The sequence below is a fragment of the Paenibacillus amylolyticus genome (assembly GCF_051136285.1).
GTDB lineage: Bacteria > Bacillota > Bacilli > Paenibacillales > Paenibacillaceae > Paenibacillus > Paenibacillus amylolyticus_F.
This window is the reverse complement of sequence record NZ_CP194938.1, coordinates 5,319,762-5,338,158: the sequence shown is the minus strand read 5'-3', so window position 1 is coordinate 5,338,158 and position 18,397 is coordinate 5,319,762. Positions and strand designations below refer to the sequence as shown.

Annotated in this window: 21 protein-coding genes and 1 other annotated feature; all 21 genes read right to left on the bottom strand. The window is 47.2% G+C overall.

The features are described 5' to 3' along the window. Nucleotides 1–79: 79 nt before the first annotated feature. Nucleotides 80–961, bottom strand: a complete 882-nt coding sequence (gene ilvE / locus ACR8BL_RS23220; protein ID WP_434749737.1) for a branched-chain-amino-acid transaminase — start codon at nt 959–961, stop codon at nt 80–82. A gap of 146 nt (nt 962–1,107) precedes the next feature. Continuing rightward, entirely contained in the window at nt 1,108–1,983 is an 876-nt protein-coding gene (gene pheA / locus ACR8BL_RS23215; RefSeq protein WP_434749736.1) for a prephenate dehydratase, read from the bottom strand. Then, entirely contained in the window at nt 1,980–2,948 is a 969-nt protein-coding gene (gene thrB, locus ACR8BL_RS23210; protein ID WP_434749735.1) for a homoserine kinase, read from the bottom strand. The genes pheA and thrB overlap by 4 nt, the downstream gene beginning before the upstream one ends. After that, nucleotides 2,945–4,015, bottom strand: coding sequence for a threonine synthase (thrC, locus tag ACR8BL_RS23205; protein WP_434749734.1), 1,071 nt, complete (start codon nt 4,013–4,015; stop codon nt 2,945–2,947). Before thrC ends, thrB begins: the two co-directional genes overlap by 4 nt. Before the next feature lie 50 nt (nt 4,016–4,065). Beyond that, nucleotides 4,066–5,352, bottom strand: a complete 1,287-nt coding sequence (locus tag ACR8BL_RS23200) for a homoserine dehydrogenase (protein ID WP_434749733.1) — start codon at nt 5,350–5,352, stop codon at nt 4,066–4,068. Between the two features lie 45 nt (nt 5,353–5,397). Further along, nucleotides 5,398–5,835, bottom strand: coding sequence for an ACT domain-containing protein (locus ACR8BL_RS23195; protein WP_110898886.1), 438 nt, complete (start codon nt 5,833–5,835; stop codon nt 5,398–5,400). A 214-nt stretch (nt 5,836–6,049) separates the two neighbouring features. Next, entirely contained in the window at nt 6,050–7,360 is a 1,311-nt protein-coding gene (obgE, locus tag ACR8BL_RS23190) for a GTPase ObgE (RefSeq protein WP_434749732.1), read from the bottom strand. 16 nt (nt 7,361–7,376) lie between these two features. After that, nucleotides 7,377–8,114 (bottom strand): Spo0B domain-containing protein, encoded by a 738-nt coding sequence (locus tag ACR8BL_RS23185; RefSeq protein ID WP_434758274.1) that lies wholly within the window; start codon nt 8,112–8,114, stop codon nt 7,377–7,379. Nucleotides 8,115–8,266: 152 nt separating this feature from the next. Continuing rightward, on the bottom strand, nt 8,267–8,578 hold the full coding sequence (rpmA, locus tag ACR8BL_RS23180; protein ID WP_017692622.1) for a 50S ribosomal protein L27: 312 nt from the start codon (nt 8,576–8,578) through the stop codon (nt 8,267–8,269). Between the two features lie 23 nt (nt 8,579–8,601). Further along, nucleotides 8,602–8,931, bottom strand: a complete 330-nt coding sequence (locus ACR8BL_RS23175) for a ribosomal-processing cysteine protease Prp (RefSeq protein ID WP_434749730.1) — start codon at nt 8,929–8,931, stop codon at nt 8,602–8,604. A 13-nt stretch (nt 8,932–8,944) separates the two neighbouring features. Continuing rightward, the gene (rplU, locus tag ACR8BL_RS23170; RefSeq protein ID WP_090919085.1) at nt 8,945–9,256 is read right to left on the bottom strand and encodes a 50S ribosomal protein L21; all 312 of its coding nucleotides are present in this window, start codon (nt 9,254–9,256) and stop codon (nt 8,945–8,947) included. A 14-nt stretch (nt 9,257–9,270) separates the two neighbouring features. Next, nucleotides 9,271–9,354 (bottom strand) — a sequence feature (ribosomal protein L21 leader region). Between the two features lie 56 nt (nt 9,355–9,410). Then, a complete protein-coding gene (locus ACR8BL_RS23165) occupies nt 9,411–10,661 on the bottom strand; it encodes an Rne/Rng family ribonuclease (RefSeq protein WP_434749729.1) in 1,251 nt (416 codons plus the stop codon). Nucleotides 10,662–10,768: 107 nt separating this feature from the next. Next, entirely contained in the window at nt 10,769–11,629 is an 861-nt protein-coding gene (locus ACR8BL_RS23160) for a M50 family metallopeptidase (protein ID WP_434749728.1), read from the bottom strand. Continuing rightward, the gene (locus ACR8BL_RS23155) at nt 11,622–12,509 is read right to left on the bottom strand and encodes a peptidoglycan DD-metalloendopeptidase family protein (RefSeq protein WP_434749727.1); all 888 of its coding nucleotides are present in this window, start codon (nt 12,507–12,509) and stop codon (nt 11,622–11,624) included. The genes ACR8BL_RS23160 and ACR8BL_RS23155 overlap by 8 nt, the downstream gene beginning before the upstream one ends. Before the next feature lie 194 nt (nt 12,510–12,703). Further along, nucleotides 12,704–13,498, bottom strand: coding sequence for a septum site-determining protein MinD (gene minD, locus ACR8BL_RS23150; protein WP_434749726.1), 795 nt, complete (start codon nt 13,496–13,498; stop codon nt 12,704–12,706). A 3-nt stretch (nt 13,499–13,501) separates the two neighbouring features. Further along, nucleotides 13,502–14,164, bottom strand: a complete 663-nt coding sequence (gene minC / locus ACR8BL_RS23145; RefSeq protein ID WP_434749725.1) for a septum site-determining protein MinC — start codon at nt 14,162–14,164, stop codon at nt 13,502–13,504. A gap of 74 nt (nt 14,165–14,238) precedes the next feature. Next, nucleotides 14,239–14,772 (bottom strand): rod shape-determining protein MreD, encoded by a 534-nt coding sequence (locus ACR8BL_RS23140; RefSeq protein ID WP_434749724.1) that lies wholly within the window; start codon nt 14,770–14,772, stop codon nt 14,239–14,241. Continuing rightward, a complete protein-coding gene (gene mreC / locus ACR8BL_RS23135; protein WP_434749723.1) occupies nt 14,772–15,644 on the bottom strand; it encodes a rod shape-determining protein MreC in 873 nt (290 codons plus the stop codon). Before mreC ends, ACR8BL_RS23140 begins: the two co-directional genes overlap by 1 nt. Nucleotides 15,645–15,823: 179 nt before the next feature. Beyond that, nucleotides 15,824–16,858 carry a rod shape-determining protein gene (locus ACR8BL_RS23130; protein WP_434749722.1) on the bottom strand — a complete coding sequence of 345 codons (1,035 nt, stop codon included), beginning with the start codon at nt 16,856–16,858 and terminating at the stop codon, nt 15,824–15,826. A 186-nt stretch (nt 16,859–17,044) separates the two neighbouring features. Continuing rightward, nucleotides 17,045–17,734, bottom strand: coding sequence for a RadC family protein (gene radC, locus ACR8BL_RS23125; RefSeq protein ID WP_434749721.1), 690 nt, complete (start codon nt 17,732–17,734; stop codon nt 17,045–17,047). A 31-nt stretch (nt 17,735–17,765) separates the two neighbouring features. Continuing rightward, nucleotides 17,766–18,380: a Maf family protein gene (locus ACR8BL_RS23120; RefSeq protein ID WP_434749720.1), complete on the bottom strand. Its 615-nt coding sequence runs from the start codon at nt 18,378–18,380 to the stop codon at nt 17,766–17,768. Nucleotides 18,381–18,397 lie beyond the last annotated feature (17 nt).

Here is an 18,397-nt window from a genome sequence, read left to right as displayed (position 1 = left end):
AATCCTGCATACACAAGGCATGCTGCATTTTATCGGACAAGGAGAATCCCTGTAATTTATTTGGTTAAACGTAAACGATTTATTCCCACACCTTGTAACCATCTTTGTCAACAATCTGACGGAACGCTTCAAGTAACTTCAACGTTACCGGACCCGCTACACCAGAACCAATCGTTCTGCCATCTACTTCGCACGCCGCAATAACTTCCGCAGCTGTTCCTGTGAAGAATACCTCATCTGCAATATATACATCATGAAGCGTGAAAGGCACTTCTTTCAACTCAATGCCTAGATCCACACACAGATCAATAATCGCTTGACGTGTAATACCCTCAAGTGCCCCAAGGTAACAAGGAGGGGTATAGACCACACCGTTTTTGATAATGAAAATGTTATCACTTGAACCCTCGGTAACATAACCTTGAGAATTCAGCATAATAGCCTCACCAGCACCCGAATAGTTCGATTGTAATTTGACAAGGATGTTATTCAGATAGTTAAGAGATTTAATTTTCGGATTCAGCGCATCCGGGATGTTACGACGCTGCGATACGGACACAGCTTTCAATCCTGTGAGATACGCTTCTTCCGGATAGATCGCAAGCTGCTCCACGATAATAATGACGGAAGCCTTAGGACAGCGCATAGGGTCAAGACCCAGGTTCCCTGGTCCGCGTGACACAATAAGACGAATATAACCGTTACGCATATCATTGCGGCGCACCGTTTCAGCCATCACTTCAAGCATCTCGTCATAAGACAGAGGAATGTTCAAACTGATGGATTTTGCCGAATCATACAAACGATCCAGGTGAGCCTTACATCTGAAAATATTGCCATTGTAGATCCGAATACCTTCGAAGATTCCATCTCCGTACAAAAAACCATGGTCATACACCGAAACTTTTGCATTCTCCTTGGTTACATACTGACCATCCAAATAGATCCATTGTTCTGCCACGACTAACTGCACCTCCATTAGATATGCATATGCTGTATTTCCGAAACGTAATAAACCTGTCCATTGTACATCAAAAATAACAAAAAAACTCTCTTATATCACACAGACGCCGGAAGACCTCTTTGCATTATCCAACCACTATCCCGTTATTTCCGTGAAGGATATGTATAACATGGATAACTGCCCAGAACTCGTACCTGACAATTCAGCGCCTCGATTTCGGCCATAGCTGCCGTGAGCAATACGGAATCAACTGTTTCAATCACATCAATGTAAAAATAGTAGCTACCCAAACGTTTCTTCGTTGGACGAGATTCAAGACGGGTCAAGTTCAGCTTTCTCCAGGCAAAAGCTGATAACACTTGGTGGAGTGCACCCGGTGCATCCTCAGGTAATGTCACAAGCAAACTTGTCTTCATATGATCCGGTTCACGCGGAATGCTGACGGGTTCGTGACCAATCAGTACAAAACGGGTGTAGTTATTGTCATGATCCGTCACACGTTCAGCCATGATATCGAGACCATACTTTTGAGCCGCAAGCTTAGTGCCGATTGCCACCCAGCCTTTACCCGGATTTTTCTTCACAATCTCCACCGCTTCAGCTGTACTGTTCACACCTTCAAGGTCTGCATCAGGTGAATGCTGTCGAATAAAATTCTGACATTGCGGGATTGCCACCGGATGGGACATTATCTTGGTAATTTTGCCAAAATCATATGTGCCATCGCCCGTGATAAATTCATTCCCATGTCCAATGACATTCTGAATGGAGGGGTACACCCACTCCGCTTGCATCGGGATATCCACTTCATTAACAAGCCAGTCCATATGCAGGCTAACGGAACCCTCAATTGTATTTTCAATTGGAATCACACTGTACTGTACACTCCCGTTATCAACCGCACGAAAAATGTCCGAAATGAGTTTGGAGTGCTTCAAATCGAGGGCTTCCCCATCAAAAAGGAAATCTATTGCTTCGTGTGAGACTGAGCCTTCTGGTAATACTGCAATTCGTTTCATGCGTTAACTTCCCCTTTGATCCTTTCCAAAAAAGGACGTTCATCTTGATTCGGCAATATAAGGGCGCCGTCCAGATCCGGGTCCAGCCATAACGCAGAGGCCGTGATCCCCTCCTGCTTCATAACACCCATTAAGTACTGCTCCAACTCTGCTTTCCGTGTATCGTGTCGATCCACCAGTGTAAGAACTGTTGGCCCAGCCCCGCTCAATGCAGCGCCCAGTGCGCCATGTTCGGTAGCCCGTTCCAGAATCTCCGTCATTCCGGGTACCAGGGATGCACGATACGGCTGGTGAATCCGATCCGTCATCGCCTTTTGAATCATATCCAGCCGGCCGCTGGCTAAAGCAGCAACAAGTAATGAAGAACGGCTCACGTTGTGCACAACATCATGCATACCAAACTGCTGTGGAATAACATTCCTTGCTTTGGAAGTAGAGAGCTGGAAGTCTGGCACAATAACCAAAGCCTGCAAATCCTGGTGAGGCTCGATACGAATATAGTCTACACCTTGACCATCCCAAGCTGCGGTAATGATTCCCCCATATAAAGATGCACCGACATTGTCCGGATGTTTCTCCAGTGCTGTGGCCATATCCAGCAGTTTATCCTTGGATAAAGGACTACCAATCAATGCATTCGCACCGGCAAGTGCACCGACAATTGCCGAAGCGCTGCTTCCAAGTCCGCGAGTGAGAGGGATATCGGAATACATCGAAATTTCAAGCTCAGGCACAGTCACTCCAGCCTCATCAAATACCATCTGTGCGACTTCATAGATCAGATTTGACTTATCCGTAGGCAAACCTGTTAGATGATCTCCGTACAGATGAAATGTTGTCTGAGATGCAGGTTTGATCTCCAGCCAGGCATACAAAGACAAAGCCATGCCCAGGGTATCAAACCCTGGACCCAGATTGGCTGTGCTTGCCGGGATTTTTACGGTTACTTTTTCACGCGAGCTCATACAGACTGCTGCTCCAGTTGCGCAATAGCTGCCAAAACCGCTTCTTCTGTATCTTCAACCACCAGCGGCTCCACAGCTGCCGTTTTAATAGCCACATTCGGGTCTTTCAGGCCGTTACCTGTCAACACGCACACAACCGTTTCTCCGCCTTTGAAGTAGCCCTCACTATGCAATTTGTACACACCAGCCACAGATGCAGCAGAAGCAGGTTCAGCAAACACCCCTTCACGTGCCGCAATCGTGCGATACGCAGTCAAAATTTCTTCATCGGTCACATAGTTAATCTGTCCGCCAGACTCTTCTGCTGCAGCTACTGCTGTTTTCCAGCTGGCAGGGTTACCGATTCGAATGGCTGTAGCTACGGTTTCCGGCTCAAGAATTGGCTCTCCTTTAACGATTGCCATAGCTCCTTCTGCCTCGAATCCAACCATACGTGGCAATGTGCTCGATTTCCCCGCCTCTTTATACTCTTTAAAGCCTTTCCAGTATGCTGAAATATTACCCGCATTACCAACTGGAATAGCAAGAACGTCAGGTGCTTCACCCAATTGCTCAACCACTTCAAAAGCAGCAGTCTTCTGTCCCTCAATCCGATATGGGTTGACAGAGTTCACAAGTGTAATCGGATGTTTAGCGGTGATCTCACGTACGATCTCAAGCGCGCGGTCAAAGTTACCATTGATGGCAATAACTTTGGCACCGTAAATCATCGCTTGAGCGAGTTTACCCAGTGCAATATTGTTATTCGGAATCAGCACGATACAATTAAGCCCACCACGTGCGGCGTATGCTGCTGCTGCTGCGGATGTATTACCTGTGGATGCACACATAATTGTACGACTGCCTTCCTCTAGCGCTTTGGCAACAGCCATAACCATTCCGCGGTCTTTGAAAGAACCTGTAGGATTCAAACCTTCATATTTAAAGTATAAATTCAAACCGAGTTCCTTCGACAAATTCTCTGCATGAATCAGTGGTGTATTGCCTTCCTGAAGAGTAAGTTGAGGTGTATTTTCATTCACTGGAAGGTGCTCTTTGTACGTTTGCAATAATCCTTGATATCTCATTATGGGTAAACTCCTTTAGGTTTAATGATCTAGATTCATAAAATGAACAACTAACCTTCAACGCGGTAAACACTCTTGATCCGGCGAATCACGCTGAGTGATTCAAAATGTCTGAGTACCTTGTCCATGCTTGCCTTACTTGCACTATGCGTAACGATAATGATCTCAGCGTCTGGATTGTGCTCATTCGGCTGTTGAACAACGGAAGCGAGACTGACTTCATACTCCGCAAAAATCTGAGTAATCTGTGCCAGCACCCCTGCTTTGTCATCAACGTGTAATAATATAAAATTTTTCGAAAAAATCTGCTCATCACGCTGTAGTCTCTTCTGTTTATATGGCACGATTGCCTTTAATCCGTTTACACCCAGCTTGAGATTTTTGATCACAGCCACAATATCAGCGACTACCGAAGTGGCTGTCGGCATTTCTCCTGCACCTGCACCGTAAAACATCGTCTCGCCTACAGCCTCACCGTGAACATACACTGCGTTGAACACACCATTCACCGATGCAATCGGATGGTTCTGTCTTACCATTGTTGGTTGCACACTGATCGTAATCTCATCGTCGATACGATCTGCAATGCCAAGTAACTTCAACTCATACCCCAATCTTTTGGCGTACATGATATCCTCACGCGTAACAGAAGAGATTCCTTTAACGGTAACATCTTTCAATTCCACATTGGTCCGGAAACCGAGGGTGCTCAAGATTGCCATTTTACGAGCAGCATCGAGTCCTTCCACATCCGAGGTCGGGTCTGTCTCCGCATATCCTAAAGCCTGCGCTTCCGCCAGCACCTCTTCATAGGATGCACCTTCCTGACTCATTTTTGTCAAAATATAGTTCGTTGTACCGTTCACAATCCCCATAATTCGGGTGATCCGGTCAGAAGAGAAACCTTCAATCAGCGTGCGAATGATGGGGATACCACCAGCCACACTAGCCTCATAGAATACATCACATTGTTTTTCCTGTGCTTTAGCCAAAATCTCTGTACCGTGCAATGCCATAAGATCTTTGTTCGCTGTTACGATATGTTTCCCGCGTTCCAGTGCTTCAAGAATATATTCTTTCGTCTGATCAATACCACCCATCACTTCGACAATAACATCAATATCCGGGTGACGAATGACATCCCAAGGGTTCTCTGTCAGCTTCGCTCGGTCGATGGGGATAACACGATCTTTCTCTATGTTCTTCACAGCGATTTTCTCAATGATAATCGGTGAACCCACCTGACTGCTCAGATCCTCCTGATTCCCTTCCACAATTCGGACAACGCCCGTTCCAACCGTGCCCAGGCCCAACAATCCGACTTTTACCGGTTTCACTAACGACCTACCCCCTATTGTCTAATCCTGTATCTCAAAGCCCAATCAACCTTGGCCTACAATCCGTGTACGTTTCACCCCAGGCATATCTTGCATTCGATCCAGCATTTCTCCAATTTCTCCATGCAGATGTGTCGTTTCCACAGAAATGACAACATTGGCTCTTCCCTGAAGTGGAATGCTCTGATTAATCGTAAGTACATTAGCCCCATAACCTGCAAAATGACCAAGTACACGAGACAGAATACCTGACTGATGCTCCAGGTCAATTGAGATCGTTACGATTCGTTCACGCTCCAACTGATTGATCAGATGAATTCCATCTTTGTACTTGTAAAAGGCACTTCGACTTAATCCGACCTGCTCAACGGCCTCATGCACTGTCTTGACATCACCGGAAGCAAGCAGCTCTTTCACTTGCATTGTTTTCACCACAGCTTCTGGTAAAATATCTTCCCGCACTAAGTAATAGCGTTCGTTCACAGAACGTCCTCTCCTCAAAGACTCATGTATTCATATAGTGGACATTATATAGGACGAATCACAAAAGGGCAATACGTAACACGTCTATTTTTCAAAAACTGTTTCTCACAGTATACAGGCTTATGCCCCTCTCATGTCAGAAAAAAACAAAAAAAACGCAGTGTCACGGGTGACTTCCCGTTTCGCTGCGTCTCACATTATTTATTTTGGCGGCTTAGTAATAACTGCTGCTTTCCACGAATTCAAACTCAAAATCTCCGATGCGCACAATGGTACCTTCCACAGCCCCACGTTTGCGTAGCTCTTCATCCACGCCCATGTAACGAAGTGTACGTGCCAGCTTCAGAATAGCCTCGTGTGAGTTCAACTGCATCCGTTTCATCATGCGATCAATCTTGGCGCTTTCCACAATGAATGTATCGTTCTCACGCACAATACGGAAACCTTCGTCCTCTTTTTTCTCCAAGCTGTATACTTTGCGCTCGGAAAGATCGGACACTTCTTGCACCTCAGGCTCATCCGGAATTTGATCCAGCAGATCAGCCGCTCGGTATAACAGCTCCTGAATACCTTGACGGGTCAGCGAAGATATTGGCATCACTTCAATATCCGACTTCACTTCGCGAACCTGCTGCAAAAACTGCTCCAGATTAGCTTCGGAATCCGGCATATCCATTTTGTTCGCAGCTACAACCTGCGGTCTCTCTGCAAGCACCGGATTGTACAGTCTCAACTCATCATTGATTTTCTGCCAGTCTTCGAAAGGATCGCGTCCTTCCGATCCAGACATGTCCACAACATGAATGATAACCCGTGTCCGCTCAACGTGTCGCAGGAACTCATGTCCTAATCCAATACCCTCATGTGCCCCTTCAATCAGGCCTGGCAAATCCGCCATAACAAAACTGCGGCCTTCACCCACATCAACAACACCCAAGTTAGGTGTAATGGTTGTAAAGTGATACGCCCCAATTTTCGGTTTAGCAGCAGATACAACAGACAACAAGGTAGATTTACCCACACTCGGGAAACCGACCAGACCCACATCTGCCATTACTTTAAGCTCAAGTACGATATAACGCTCTTCGCCTTCTTCACCATTCTCGGCAAGTTCAGGAGCCGGGTTTCTTGGCGTAGCAAAACGAATGTTCCCGCGGCCTCCGCGGCCTCCTTTGGCAACAACAACCTGCTGTCCATGACGTGTTAGGTCAGCTAACACTTCCCCGCTGTCTTCATCCACAATAGTCGTACCTGGCGGGATGCGAACAATCATATTCTCCGCATTTGCACCATGCTGACTTTTGTTACGCCCCTTCTCCCCGCGCGGGGCTTTAAAGTGACGCTGATAACGAAAGTCCATCAAGGTTCGCAGACCTTCATCTACCCGGAAAATAATATCGGCACCTCGGCCGCCATCGCCGCCAGCAGGACCACCCTCCGGTACATATTTCTCACGACGGAAAGAGACGATGCCGTCTCCCCCATCTCCAGCTTTTACATAAATCTTCGCTTTATCAACAAACATTGGTTACCCCTTCTTCCTATATTCCACAAGGCATTCTGAATTGTACAAACGTATCCTCAGACGGAAGCTGCTCCGTTCTGACTTTTTTACCTTTGAGTACTGCCGTTAATTGCCGCAGCGCTTCCGGATCAAGAGTTTGATCCCCGTCCAGCCTGACGACGACATCTCCATGATCCTGCCCGAAGTTCAAGGTCAGTTTGCGCACCTCTCCCCAAGACGACCGGCCACCGCCATATTGATAGGCCCGAATTGCATCCGCAATCGCCCCCGTAAGCGACTCGCCATCCTCGGGAGAGACCAGAGCACTGAGCTGCAACTCTTCCTCCACCTGCACATGCAAATCCAGCGCAACTCCACTGGCTCGAAAAGACTGCAAATAAAATACGAGAGAAGGAATGCCTAATTTGGATATCCGACTTTCTTCCGTAACCCGCTCTTTTATTCTTTCCACACATTGCAGGGATTTATCAAGTTTGCCCAGCCGAAGATATCCATATAACACCTGAAGATCGTTCATCCAGTCATGCCGATGATGATTTAATGAAGCTATTGCTGTTCTTTCCATGGATTGTATGATGGTTTTGCGTTCCGCCTCCGCCTGCCTCTTCATCGCATATACAGAAATGGACATCGCTGCAACGGACCACAATGCGCATACGACGCTCGCGAAGGCCGCCGGATACAGCATAACGAAAACCAAAGGAATCACAAGTGAACATGCCGCAATCCACGGCACTCTTTTCCAGGATTTCATGGCTTCTCCCCGTTCTACAGTACTCGGTTGGTTTAAACCCACCGTAACCAAGTATAACATGTCTTATCTACCAGTTCATTATCGAATAGTCTTTGAATGCAAAAAAAACCTCCGGCAAAAATGCCGAAGGCTCCTTGGGCGGAATGCCGATATTACGCTTCTACTGCAGCTGCTACTGGAGCAACATTTACAGGGTAGATGCTTACTTTTTTGCGATCGCGACCCCAACGTTCGAATTTAACAACGCCGTCGATTTTCGCGAACAAAGTGTCATCTTTACCGATTCCCACGTTTGTTCCTGGGTGAATTTTCGTTCCGCGTTGGCGAACGAGAATGCTACCACCAGTTACAGTTTGGCCATCTGCACGTTTAACACCCAGACGTTGTGCATTACTGTCACGTCCGTTCTTCGTGGAACCTACACCTTTTTTCGATGCGAACAACTGAAGATTTAATTTCAACATGATTGGTTTTCCTCCTTCTTCGCTTATTGGTGTTGCTCTATTTGAATATACTTCCCGTATGACTCTTCAATATTAGAGAGCATAACTACCATGGATTCGAGCAACAACTGTACCTGAGAAAAGGTTTCCCCTTTTGTCAGCATCGGTAAAGAACCGCTTAAAAAACCATTCTTCATCTTGGCATCCATCTCGACACCAGTCAATGCCTCAATCGAGTTCACCGTACCTACTGTAACAGCAGATACCCCGGCACATACGATATCTTCTCCACGCTTGGCAAAATTGGCATGCCCTTCGATGGAAAAGCGCTCGATGTTCCCGTCCTTATCACGAAAGATTTGAACGATAATCACTTATCGCACCTTCTTACGCTTTGATTTTTTCGATAGTTACTTTAGTGTACGGTTGACGGTGACCTTGCTTCACATGGTAGTTCTTTTTCGGTTTGTATTTGTATACAACAACCTTTTGACCTTTGCCATGTTTCTCCACTTTAGCCGTTACAGTAGCTCCGGAAACCAATGGTGTACCTGCTGTCAAACCTTGATCGTTAGATACAGCCAGGACACGGTCGAACGTTACGCTTTCGCCGTCGTTCGCATTCAATTTTTCGATGAACAGAACATCGCCCTCTTGGACTTTGTACTGTTTGCCGCCTGTTTCAATAATTGCGTACATTTGCCTTGCACCTCCTCATGTCTCAGACTCGCCCGTTCTCAGGTGACAGTGCCTTGCGGAACTGTGCTTGTACCTGGCCAGTGCGGTTACAGCATGTGCAAGACCAATAGGCTAAACACATACTTGACTATTATATCACGCAGCATAATAAAAATCAATGCAAAGGTAAAATATATCTTTTGCCCGTCCCGTGACAGGAAGAGCAAGGCTCCACGTAAGGCAGAGTGCTCTCTTCCCTCACCTTTTTACGAGTCAGTTCAAGCAATCCCAGCTTGGTCCACCCCAGAACAAAAGCCTTCGTTCGATCCTTCCGCAATTCCTGCTCCAGCGCCGCGGCCACCTCATACCGGTTTGACGCCTCTTCCATATCAATAAAATCCACGATAATCATACCGCCAATATCTCTCAGTCTCATTAACCTTGCAATCTCGACTGCAGCCTGCATGTTGGTTTCGGTTACCGTTTCTTCCAGACTGTCTCCGCCAGCCCCTGTATATTTCCCCGTATTAACATCAACCACCGTCAGCGCTTCAGTATGCTCAATGACGATATAACCGCCTCCAGGCAGCCAGACTTTACGGGCAAAATCCTTGTTCAGCTGTTCCTGCACGCCGTATGCATCAAAGATAGATTCCATTCCCGAGTATACTTGAACTTGAGGCTCGTGCCCTGGACAGATCTCTTCAAGTAACGCCTGGATTACCCGAGCCTGACCTTCACTATCCGTAATCACCTCGTCACTCCCCGGAGTATACACATCTCTAATAACTCTTTGAATCATACTCTGATCCTGGTGCAACAGGCTTGGAGAAGGCAAACTGTCTGCTTTTTCTCGAATTAGAAGCCACTGAGCGCGTAATGTCTCCAGGTCGGTCTGAATTGCCTCATACTGTTCTTCAGCAGATACGGTACGAATAATTAACCCTTCTTCGTCCCGGCAAAGCTGCTCTCCCATCACTTTGAGACGGGAACGATCCCCCTCCCGGGCAATTTTCTTGGAAACAGCCACATAACCCGCTACAGGCATGTAGACAAGCCAGCGGCCCGGAAGTGAGTAATGCGTGGTCACCCGGGCTCCTTTGCTTCCTACTGGTTCCTTCAGCACTTGTACAATTAATTCCTGACCCGGACGCAGCAGCTCCGAGATGGAAGGTTTTACTTTGGGCTGCTTTTCGAGATGGGGATGAAGCACATCATCCACATACAGAAATGCATTCTTTTTCTGACCAATATCCACAAAGGCAGCCTGCATACCCGGTAGCACATTCACGACACGCCCCTTGAAAAAGGAACCCAGCAACCCGCGCTCGCGAGTACGCTCTGCCGTGAATTCCACAGCTTTGCCTTCTTCCAGAAGCGCCATTTGCATGAGGTTAGGTTCATTATGTATTATCATTTGTTTCATGGCTTCACCTCTAGAAGACCCTTCAATTCATCCACATCCATTTCATATTATGGAAATACGTATTATAAATGTATTACCCCATTTGAGAGCAGGTTCATCAGCAGTCATCACAATTTATCTGTATTTTGTTGGAAATAAGACCCAATCACGCGCTGCTCAGGCAAAACTGCCATAATACGTCCCTGTTTGTTCATCACGTATACCATGTGATATCTTTCCCTTTTAAATAGACGCAAAATAGTATCCAAAGGTTTCGCCGGAAACGATATTATTGGCTGAGCCAAGCTGCCTGCAGCTGCATGCCGGACGAAAACAGCTTCCCGGTTCATCAGAAAACGGATAAATCGATAAGGCACGTTACGATAGTCGGTAAAATTGGAGTAAAACAAAAAAAGGCCGATTAACAAAAGGTTTAACGGAAGGCCGTAATTACCTGAAAACCACTGGCTAATCGCAGCCAAAATAACCCCTGCGCTGCACAGGATACTGATGCGATAAGTCCACATGAGTGTGGTATAGTATGGAGCCCACAGGCTGACCATAGCTTGAACAATCTTCCCTCCATCCAGCGGTAATACAGGCAGCAGATTAAATAGAGCAATAAGCAGGTTCGCCTGAATGATATAGTCCAGAAACACCGGATCACCCAACTGAAATTGACGCAACAACAATACAACACCAACCATTAACACGTTCTGTAGCGGGCCTGCCAAGGCAATGACCATCTCGCGATAAGCTGTGAGCTTACCCCCATCTTCGATAACAGCCACCCCTCCGAAAGGAAGCATCTGTATGGACAGTACACGACAGCCCAGAAGGGCTGCCGCAGCAGCATGTCCACATTCATGAATAAATACGATAGCAAACAACGTAATCAGTTCAATAAAATGTCCAGTTAACAGAGAGGTCATCATGATAATGACAAAAAACGGGTGAAGCGAGATTCGCACACCCCACACCCTAATCAAGGGCAACCACTTCCGCAGGGTCCACGTACTCTTCTCCTTCTTTTATCGCAAAATAAAGCGTAGCTGGCTGTTCCGTACTCCCGGCCTTTAAACTTCCCACGGCATTCCCCGCTTCGACCCAATCATTCACCTGCACGTCACTTTCATTCATCCGGCCATATATGGCTGTTACCTTCCCGGCGTGCTGAATAACAACGGTATAGCCGGTGGAAGCATCACCGAGAACTTCGAGTACACGTCCCGCGCCCGAGCTGACTACTTGCACCAGTCCTGCAGTTGTTGCTGCCTCAGGAACAATCTCAATCCCCTTCATGCTCAGCGCAAACGGCTGCACGACCGTTCCCGAGATTGGTTTACCCAGGAGAGGCCGGATTCCCGAGCCGTTCACTACGTCGGTGGTGTGTCCCAGCACTGGCAAGAAAGAAGGTGTTCCACCAAAATTCCGTTCATACCATGCCGTAGCCGCAGCGAAATCCATATCGTTATGAAGCACATCAGCAATGACGGTCTTGGGTGCTACTGTCCACGATGCATTCAGTTGGAACAGGCCCCACACACCTGCAAATATAACGGCACTAACTACCGTGCGCCGCAGCAATGATCGAAACAATTTAAAACCGGAACGCCCTGCAGGGCCAAAATGTCCGTTCTCCTTTTTCCACAGCCATTCCGGGTCTCTTTCCGGAGGTTCCTCTACCAAAACAAACGGCTTCTGCCGGATCGCTTTATCATGCTCTCTATTTCTGTCCTGATCTCTTTCATTTTCTCTGTCCCATCGAAAAGCCGACCTTTGTTCTTGTAATGCATCATGAACCGCCCCATCCATTAGCCGCCGAATGCGCTCTTCTCTTCTCTGTTTGATTCTCCGTTTTGTATTCATGCCATGTCCTCCCGCTGAGGCTTGTTTACTACATCCTATGAAACAGCCACGGAGAATATGAACAAGCCTGCCTACTGAACTGTAAATTAAGCTACAGCTGGAACAAAGGAAAAAGAAAAAAGCCGGGCACGATGCCCGGCTGTAAGCGTAATATAATCACTATGTTTGTTTTGAAGCTTGCCGAATTATATGATTTAACCCATTCCAAAAAATTTCTTGAAACGGGAAAACGCACCCTTTTTCTGATCCAGCTGCATTAATGGCACGGTATCTCCCAAAATTCGTCTTGCGATATTGCGATATGCAATAGCTGCAAGTGAATCCGGGTTCATCACTGTAGGTTCGCCTGAATTGGCAGCCTTGATGACAAGTTCATCATCCGGCACAATGCCAATCAGGTCGATGTTAAGTACTTGTAAAATACCATCGATATCCAGCATGTCACCTGACTTCACCATATTGTTGCGAATCCGGTTAACCACCAGCTTCGGTGACTGGATGTGTGAACTCTCAAGCAAACCGATGACCCGATCTGCATCACGCACTGCTGCATTTTCCGGTGTAGTGACCACGATGGCCTGATCTGCTCCTGCTACCGCATTTTTGAATCCCTGCTCAATACCGGCCGGGCAATCAATAATGACATATTCAAAATCTTTTTTAAGTTCCAGGATGATATCCTTCACCTGTTCTGGCGATACAGAGTTTTTGTCTCTCGTCTGCGCTGCAGGCAACATGTATAATTCTTCGAAACGCTTGTCCTTGACTAAAGCCTGATTCAGACGGCAACGGCCGTCTGCAACATCGCACAGATCGTAAATAATGCGGTTCTCGAGTCCCATCACAACATCCAGATTACGCAGGCCGATATCGGTATCGACCAGACAAACCTTTTTGCCAAGCAGCGCCAGCGCTGTCCCGATGTTTGCCGAGGTGGTCGTTTTACCCACGCCGCCCTTACCCGAAGTGATCACGATCGCCTCTCCCATGAGCTACACTCCTTTAAACACATTAAAATCTCGGCGCAACCGAACGATATTGCTCATCTTGTCGATCTGCATCTGATTGTCCTGCAAATAAGCAAATTCCATTGCGGTTTCACGGCTCTCCCATTCATCCGGAGGACGGCTGATCACATCTGCAATACGCAATTGTGTCGGTGCAAACACCGATGCTGCAATGATAGCCTCTTCGTCCCCGCTGATTCCCGCATGAGCCATACCTCTGAGTGAACCCAATATATATATATCCCCAGTACACGTCACCGTGCCGCCTGGATTGATATCTCCAAGAAAAAGGAGATTCCCCTCATGATGAAGCACCTGACCTGACCGTACCATGCCGCACATCGTCTCAATCGGAGGTGGGCCTTTGACCTCCTGTACAAGTGCAGGTGAGTCAATGGAACGAATCAGCAGATTCCCTTTTTGCTTCAAAATATCCAAAATCTCTTCTTTCTGGCCTTCTGTAACTTCCCGCGCTCCCAGCTTGATATCCACATGAACAATCGGTCCGGTCAAAATGTTTTGATGGCTGTGTTCCAGCTTATAGCGGAGCTCATAGAGCAATTCCTCGAATTCACATTGATCGTCCAACAGGAAAACCAAGCCGTCTCGGATGCCTTTAATCGTTACGTGATTCGATTTTACCGTCATAAGCCTGTCCCTCCCATCTCATAACATTTCGTGCCCCGGTTCCCAAGTTCCTGCTTCTTGCTCCATAAATGTCATCAGGAAGCTTCGTCTACCTTACTTTTAGGTATACCGATCTTCTCCAGCTGTTTGCGCAGCGGCACATAAATGATCAGGGCAAACACAAAGTGAACAAACAGATTAGGGATCATGTATTCAATCAGTGCCCAGTCAAAGGTCACATGATTGAGTTGGAAGAGTCTGTATAAGAAAAATAACATCGTATCATTCAGCAAACTCCCAAGCAGGACAACCGAAACCATGATCGGCAACGGTGCACGAGGTGCTTGGAATATCAATCCCATCATATAAGCAGATAACCCCATTGAGAATCCATAAGGGCCGATCATCTCCCCATAGAAGACCACATCATGCAAGAGTCCAAATAAGATACCCAGCACCAGAGCCGTGTGCCTGTGATGATAGACAGCGAAAAACAGAATAACGATATACACCAGATTGGCTGAAATACGCATCTGCCAAGCCGAAGGAATCAATAGTGGCAGGATAGTATCCTCGGCAATGAACAGAACGAACAGTAACAGAAACAGAACCTGTTTGCGCGTAACCATTATTGTTTAACCTCAGGTGGAATGATCACGATCAGCTCTTTCCAATCAAGGAAGTTGGCATACGGCTCAATGGTAGCTGTCTTGGTCAAACCATATTCACTTTTCTCAACACTCTTTACTTTACCAATACGCATGTATTTTGGAAAATTGTTGATGATGCCAGAAGAGATGATTTCGTCGTCTTTGGCAATATTGGAATCCTCTGCGATCTTGGTCATCTTCAGCGTGCCACTTTTCGGATCATAACTCTCAATCATGCCAAACACCTTCTCTTTGCCTACAGCCGTAGCTGCAATCGCATTGGATGTTGGATCATTGGCATTCATTGAAGTTAGCAGATTCACCGTGGATGTATACGAGCTGACGTGACTGATTACCCCAACCAGCCCTTCCTGTGAAGTAACGGCCATACCTGGTTTGAGGCCTGCGTTTTCCCCAATATCAATATTAATCGTTCTGCTATTCGGATCTGAATTGGCACTGATAACTTGTGCAATCCGAGAGCCGTAGTTGTATCGATTCTTCTGTTCTTCCGTGAAGTTGAGTTCCTTCTGAAGCTGCAAATTTGTCTGCTCCAGATCATTGTACTTCAACCGGTCACGCGTGTAATGCCCCATGGCGATGCGTAGCTCTTCATTTTCCTCGTACACCGTACGCATGTTCGCCACATCTTTGAAAAAGCCCGCTACATAAGAAGCGGGCTTGTAAAATACGTATTGTACAAATCCAACTGAATCCTTCAGGAATTTCTCCGGCCAGGATAAATTGGCTCGCGGACTAAGCGTAAAGCCCATCAGCGCGATAAATGTAACAAGGCCCACCAGCAAAACAAAAAGTCTTTTGTTGCCAAGCAGTTTAAACAGTTCCAACACCCTCTAACATCCATTATTCTCTTCCGAGCCCAGCCCGGCGGGGAGATATCAGGCCTGAAGTCCCTGCGAGAATATCAGTCGATCTCCCCTGTTAAGCGGGTTATAGCTCTCCCGGGATATCCGGGCATTCTAGATTGACGTGCTGTCATCTAATCGGGGATTAGACAACCAGCACCCCATTAACGCTTGGAACGAACTGCTGAACTGCTTCTGCTTTTGAACATATGGATATTTTCCAGTGCTTTACCTGTCCCGATCGCTACACAATCCAGCGGGTTCTCGGCAACAATGACAGGCATTCCTGTCTCACCAGCAAGCAGCTTATCCAGATTACGAAGCAATGCTCCGCCGCCTGTCAGAACAATTCCACGATCCATAATATCCGCTGCAAGCTCAGGAGGGCACTTCTCCAACGTTACTTTCACCGCTTCAACAATAGCATTCACGGTATCTGCCAGAGCTTCGCTGATCTCATCAGAAGTAATGGTGATCGTCTTCGGCAATCCTGTCACGAGGTCACGTCCACGAATCTCCATCGTTTCCACTTGCTCCAGTGGCATAGCTGAACCGATATCCATCTTCAATTGCTCGGACGTACGTTCACCGATCATCAGATTGTATTGGCGTTTGATGTACTGAATCACGGATTCATCCATCTCGTCACCTGCTACACGCACCGAACGGCTAGTTACGATACCGCCAAGAGAAATGACAGCCACTTCAGTTGTACCGCCGCCAATATCAACGACCATACTACCTGTAGGTTCCCATACGGGCAGATCCGCACCAATGGCAGCTGCAAATGGTTCTTCAATCGTGTACGCCTCACGTGCTCCCGCCTGCTTCGTCGCATCTTCAACTGCACGCTGCTCTACTGCTGTGATTCCAGATGGTACACATACCATCACGTTAGGATGACGCTGGAACATCGAGCGTTGCTTCTGCGCCTGACGAATGAAATATTTGAGCATTGTTGCTGTTGTATCAAAGTCAGCGATTACGCCGTCTTTCATTGGACGAATGGCACGAATGTTGCCAGGTGTACGCCCGATCATTTTTTTGGCAGACTCACCCACCGCTTCAATGCTTTTCGTATCTGTACGCAGTGCAACGACCGAAGGTTCGCGCACCACAATTCCTTTACCTCGAACATAAACCAGCGTATTCGCTGTCCCCAAATCAATACCCAAATCTTTCGTAAAACCACCAAACATGACGTATTCTCCTTTTCTGCCTCATATTGCCGCTCCTATTTCGTTGCATGAGCGTAATTTTCATTTCCACGATCCGTGGAGCTAATATTTGCATTTTGTATTTTGAATCTGAAAAGTAAAGTGAACCTATCTTTGACGGACACGTCCGTTATCATTCATAGGAAAACATCAACGCCAACCATTATATTATACCAAGCCCTTCTCCTTCAAACTTACGTATGTTCCATCACCAATAACGAGATGATCCAGAACGTCAATACCCACGATCGCGCCAGCTTCAATCAATCTTTTGGTTATCTGAATATCTTCCGGGCTGGGCGTTGGATCACCGCTAGGATGGTTATGTGCACACACAATTGAGGCACTGCTGCATTTGATCGCAGCACGAAATACTTCACGCGGATGTACAATCGAAGCATTCAGGCTGCCCATGGAGAGTGTTTCCTGAGCTATGATATGATTTTTGCTATTCAAAAAAAGACACACAAAATGTTCTTTCTGCAAATACCGCAGTTGTTCCATCAGAATATCCGCAGCATCACGCGGTGTACGGATCGTTGTCGAAGGAGCAAGCCTGCTCTTGGCGATCCGATGGCCCAGTTCAATGCCCGCTTTAAGCTGAACCGCCTTGGCCTGTCCGATGCCCTTCATAGCCGTCAGCTCTTCAAGGCTTAGATCCATCAACGAGCGGATTCCACCTGCTTCGCTTAGTATCCGCTGTGCCATATGCACTGCTGATTCCTGTCTTGTTCCTGTACGAAGTAATATAGCAAGCAATTCGGTATGACTCAAGGCGCCCGCCCCATATTCCATCATGCGTTCTCTCGGGCGTTCTTCCTGGGGGATGTCGCGCATCATGTGTTGAGGCGACTCCATATGTTCCCTCTTTTCACAGCATCCATTTTAATTAAGTCTGTGGCAACACGTACACCCCAAATCCCTCCAGCATGTCACTGAGTAAGGATAGAGGCAAACCTACCACATTAAAATAACATCCTTCAATGCGATCGATCAGTGAAGCGCCAATACCTTGGATAGCGTAAGATCCTGCTTTGTCCGAAGGTTCTCCTGTATTCACATAAGCGCGGATGGTGGCTTCAGACAACGCCTTCATCGTCACATCGGTCTGACGATAATGCACCACCGAATGTCCACTTACTGCATCAATACAAGCAACGCCGGTGAACACACGATGCTCCCGTCCTTGCAGCCGTGACAACATCTGTTCAGCATCCGCCTCATCAACAGGTTTACCCAGAATTTCGTTATCCAGCACAACTACGGTGTCACTTCCAACGATAATAGCGTCCCGCCCGCGACCCTCGAGTCCACGAAACACAGCAAGCGCCTTGCGCAGAGCAAGTTCCTGCACCGTCTGTTCCGGTGTCCATTCCGATGGTGTACTCTCGTCTGCATAACTTGGTATAACTTCAAACGCTAAATGGAGTGACGCGATCAGTTCCTTGCGCCGTGGCGATGTGGAGGCCAGAATAATCGGGCGCTGCTCTGTGTTATTCAACATTAACGGCTCCTTATACT